This is a genomic window from Actinomadura sp. NPDC048032, assembly GCF_040653175.1.
GTDB classification, from domain to species: domain Bacteria; phylum Actinomycetota; class Actinomycetes; order Streptosporangiales; family Streptosporangiaceae; genus Spirillospora; species Spirillospora verrucosospora.
Window position 1 is genome coordinate 1 of record NZ_JBEZJP010000583.1, and the last position, 3,907, is coordinate 3,907.

A 3,907-nucleotide genomic window follows, 5' to 3' on the forward strand; every position below is an offset into this window, starting at 1 on the left:
AGAGCGAGTCGAGCATCTCGTGCCGCCGGTACCGCACCGCGGCGGCGCCGGGCTCGGAACCGGCCGGACCCCGAGCCCGGCTTCTCCCCCGCCCTGCTAGGAGGCGCTGCGGACGAGGTCGTGGACGGCCTCGCTCATCGTGACCGGATCGACCCGGCCGAGCGGCACCGTGCCCTCGGGGGCGCGGCCCGGGGCCGGAGCGGCCCACACGGCTTCGATCTTCTGGTCCTCGCCCTCCCCGTACATGTAGTGGCCCAGGCCGGGGCTCAGGCGGGCCACGACGTACAGGCCGGCCGGGTCGCGCCGGGCGAGCCAGCCGCCCGCGAAACCGCCGTCCGCGTCCACGGACTCCCAGCGCCCCTGCGAGTGGCCCTTGGCCTTGCCGTAGGGCAGGACCAGCCCCTCGACCCGGGCGAGCCGGTGCGCGGCGCGCTCGGCCTCGGTGAGCCGGTGGACGGGCCGTCCGAGCTGCTCGAACGGTTGCAGGATCTCGTAGTCGGCGAACAGCTCGGCCCAGGCGTGCAGGTCGTCGCCCAGCAGGACCGGGTGGGCGATGGCGATGCGGTCGTCCGGGGCGGGGGCGAACGGGTCGTCGCGGACGTCGGCGTAGTCGCCCGCCTCGTCGACGCGGAAGGCCGCCCCGGAGTCGGTCGTCCACACGAGCCGGCGGACGATGTGCCCCAGCAGCGGGTGGGCGACGAACAGGGAGCGGAGGTCGTCCGGCGTCCAGCTCCGCCGGGTGGTCATGGCCAGCTCCAGGCGCCTGATCTCCTGGTCGGCGATCGTCCGCAGGTCCTTCTTGAGGCCGGTGAACAGGGCGTGCGCGGCCGGGGCGAGAGCCGGGTCGTCCTTCGGGCCGGGCTTCGGCGCGCTCCTGCGCACCTTGCCGCCGGGCTCCTCCACCAGCGGGACGAGCTGCTCGTCGAAGGTCACGGTGAACCGGCGCGGGCCGTAGTCCAGGACGAGCGTGCCCCGCTCGTCCAGCCCGAAGTCGGGGACGGCCCGGTCGGCGAGGGCGTCGCGCGTCATGCCGCGCGCCGCGGCGATCTCGTCGATCTTGCGGGCGGCCCTGGCCTTCAGCCCCTTGTACCGGCCGCGGCGGGTCAGCTCGAACAGGTGGGTGAGGGCCGTGTCGGAGCCGATCGCGGCCAGGACGTCCAGCGCGGCCGCGGCCCGTGCGGTCAGCCCCTGGCCCGGCCAGAGTCTGATCAGCGGGCTGAGCCGCCGCACCGTGGTGTCGTCGCCGATCAGGCCGAGCTGCGCCAGCGCCCAGTTGTGCCGCGTCGGCGCGCCGAGCGCGTGCCAGCGCTCGAACACCGCCCAGGAGAACTCGGCCAGCGAGTGCCGGTCGCAGAACGCGCGAACTCGCGCGGCCTCGGGCGCCTTCTTGGCGAGCAGGCCCAGCAGGCGCCGGGTCGCGCTCGCGGGCAGGGCCCGGTCGCGGCCGCGCGTGAGGATCCGGGGCAGCAACGTCGGGTCGGCCCAGTCGGTCTTCGCGCCGCGGGCGGGCCTGCCGGTGAGCACGTCGGGCAGGTCGGCGCAGTCCGGAACGGCCGGACGGGGCAGCAGCGCCTCGACGCTTCCCGAAGGCGCCGCCTCGGCCAGGTCGGGCCTGGCGTACAGCAGCCCGCGCACCGTGCCCGCCGCCTGCAGGCCCCTGGTCGTGTCGTCGCCGGCCAGCGGGGCCAGCGCCCGGAGCGCGAGTTCCGGGCGCCTCTCCGCCGCCTCCTGCAAGGCGGCCGGCACGCCCCGGTCGCCCATGTGGTCGAGCAGGAGCGCGAAGACCGCCTCGTCGGCGATCTCCATGAGCGCCCGCAGCACGATCGGATGCGTCTCGTCGGCGTCGTGGCTGTGCCGGAGCGCGAGGGCGAGCAGCGGGAGCGCGTCCGCGCCCAGACTGTCGAGCAGGGTCTCGAGCACGGCGGGGGTGGCCGGCACCCATCTCACCTCCCGGATCTGCGCCGCGCTGGACAGGGAGCAGAGCAGGTACTCGTGGTCGTGCTCTCCGGTTCCGAGGGAGACGCCGGGAGAGACGTCCAGCCAGGCCGTCTCGGTCGGGACGAGGTAGGACGCGACGCGCCGCCTCCAGGCGTCGCCGCGGTGGCGCGAGAGCCGTTCGACGGCTTCGCCGTACTCGTCCTCGGGCGCGGCGGCCAGCAGCGTGCGGAGGCGCTTGAGCACCGCGTCCCCGGGGACCCACCGGCCGACCGGGAAGTGGTCGTGGACGGTGACGCGCCGGATCTCGCCGCGCCATCCTCCGGGGGCTCCGCCGTCTCCGTAGGCGACGAGCCCGACGACGAACCCGCCGGGGCCGGGCTTCGCGGGGCGCGGCACCGGGCCGGGCTCGATCGAAATCGCCTCGGTGACCGCGCAGGCGGCGAAGGCGAGCCCGTGGTCGAGCACCCACGCGTCCAGGAACGCCGCGCCCTCGACTCCGTCGAGGTACTTCAGCGCGACGGCGGCTACCGCCGCCGCGCCCGCCGGGTCGGCCTCCTTGGCCAGCCACGCCCGCAGGGCCCGCCCGAGTTCCGGGTCGGTGCGCTCGTGCTCCAGCATCTCCTCGGCGATCGGACGGGCCGCGAGGTCCCATTCGCGGGCCCGCCGCGCCGCCCCCTCGTCCACGGCGACCGGCGGGCCGGGGACGCCGCCGCGCCTCGGATGGATGTGCTCGCGCCACTCGACCGGGATCTCCACCGTCTCGACCATGGCACCGCAAGCTAGCGGCGGCGTCCGACATCCCGGTCACCCGACCGCGGCGGCGCCTCGGCTCAGGTCCCTTCGCGGATCTTGTGGTCCCATCGCGCCGGATCGGCCTCCAGCGCGGCGCGGTCCCAGCCTCCGAGGTCGGCCGCCGCCTCGTAGGTGCCCTGCAGGAACTCCAGGAGGGCCCGGTCGGGGTCGGGATTCTCCCGCACCACCTCGTAGGGGAGCAGGAACTGGCCGTTCTCCCTGCTGTAGAAGGCGCCGGACGGGCCCACCGGACGGTCGGCGAACCCGGCGGGCTCGGGGTAGGCGTAGGCGTAGAAGGACCCCTCCTCGCCGCCGCCCGGCCAGAACCCGCAGCTGCTGAGCTCCCGCGAGTACCCCTCGACCATCACCCAGTCCCCGCAGTTCGGGGCGCCGCCCGGATGCTCGGGCGCGTCCCGCCCGGAGAAGCGTGTGCAGGCGAGGTCCATGGCGCCCCAGAAGAAGTGCACGGGACTGACCTTGCCGATGTAGCGGGCCCGGAACTCCCCCAGCACGCGCGCCGCCTGGAGCAGCTGGCGCCAGAACAGGTGCGCCGCCTCGGGGTCGTACGAGGCGTGCTGGTCGTCCTCCTCGAACGGGATCGCCGGTTCGACCTCGTTCGGGCGCGCCTGGATGCGCGTCTCGATCCCCAGCTCGTGCAGGGCGGCCATCGTCCGGGCGTAGAACCGCGACACCGGCATGGGCGCGAGCTCGAACTCCCGGAGGCTGCCGTCCGAGGTCCGCAGCCGCAGCCGGTGGTCGACGAAGTCGAACTCGATGTCGAAAGCGCCCCCGTCGTACGGGACCGCCGACGTGGTCAGCCCGCGCGGGCTGACGTAGAGCGTCACGTTCCACCAGTGGTTCACCAGCGGTGCGTGGGCCAGACGCACCTTGCCGACGATCTGCGTCCACATGTGCAGGGTGTCGCGCGTCGGCGTCCAGTCGGCGACGCGCAGCCGTGGCCAGGCCTGCCGTTCCACGAGGGCCCCCTTCCAGCCGGAACATCCGGGTCATGCCCCGGATCGGGCCTCCGCAACAGTGCGGGACGCGGGACCGCCCGGATCGAGGTCCCGCCGGACGGCCGCCCCCGCCCGCATCGCGGCCCGGCGATCGATAACGAGAACCCTCAACCCCGAAACGACATGACCGTCGGCACGTCGCACCTATGCCGCAACTGCGT

At 74.7% G+C, this 3,907-nt stretch carries 2 protein-coding genes; both read right to left on the reverse strand.

The features are described 5' to 3' along the window. Positions 1 to 96: 96 nt before the first annotated feature. Positions 97 to 2,706, reverse strand: a complete 2,610-nt coding sequence (locus AB0C69_RS39370) for a DUF4132 domain-containing protein (protein WP_360361321.1) — start codon at positions 2,704 to 2,706, stop codon at positions 97 to 99. A 62-nt stretch (positions 2,707 to 2,768) separates the two neighbouring features. Then, positions 2,769 to 3,707 carry a DUF5996 family protein gene (locus AB0C69_RS39375; RefSeq protein WP_345181258.1) on the reverse strand — a complete coding sequence of 313 codons (939 nt, stop codon included), beginning with the start codon at positions 3,705 to 3,707 and terminating at the stop codon, positions 2,769 to 2,771. Positions 3,708 to 3,907: the final 200 nt, after the last annotated feature.

Excerpts from the sequence above, each read along its gene's own strand:
- AB0C69_RS39370 (WP_360361321.1), bottom strand. The coding sequence starts at position 2,706 with ATGGTCGAGACGGTGGAGATCCCGGTCGAGTGGCGCGAGCACATCCAT.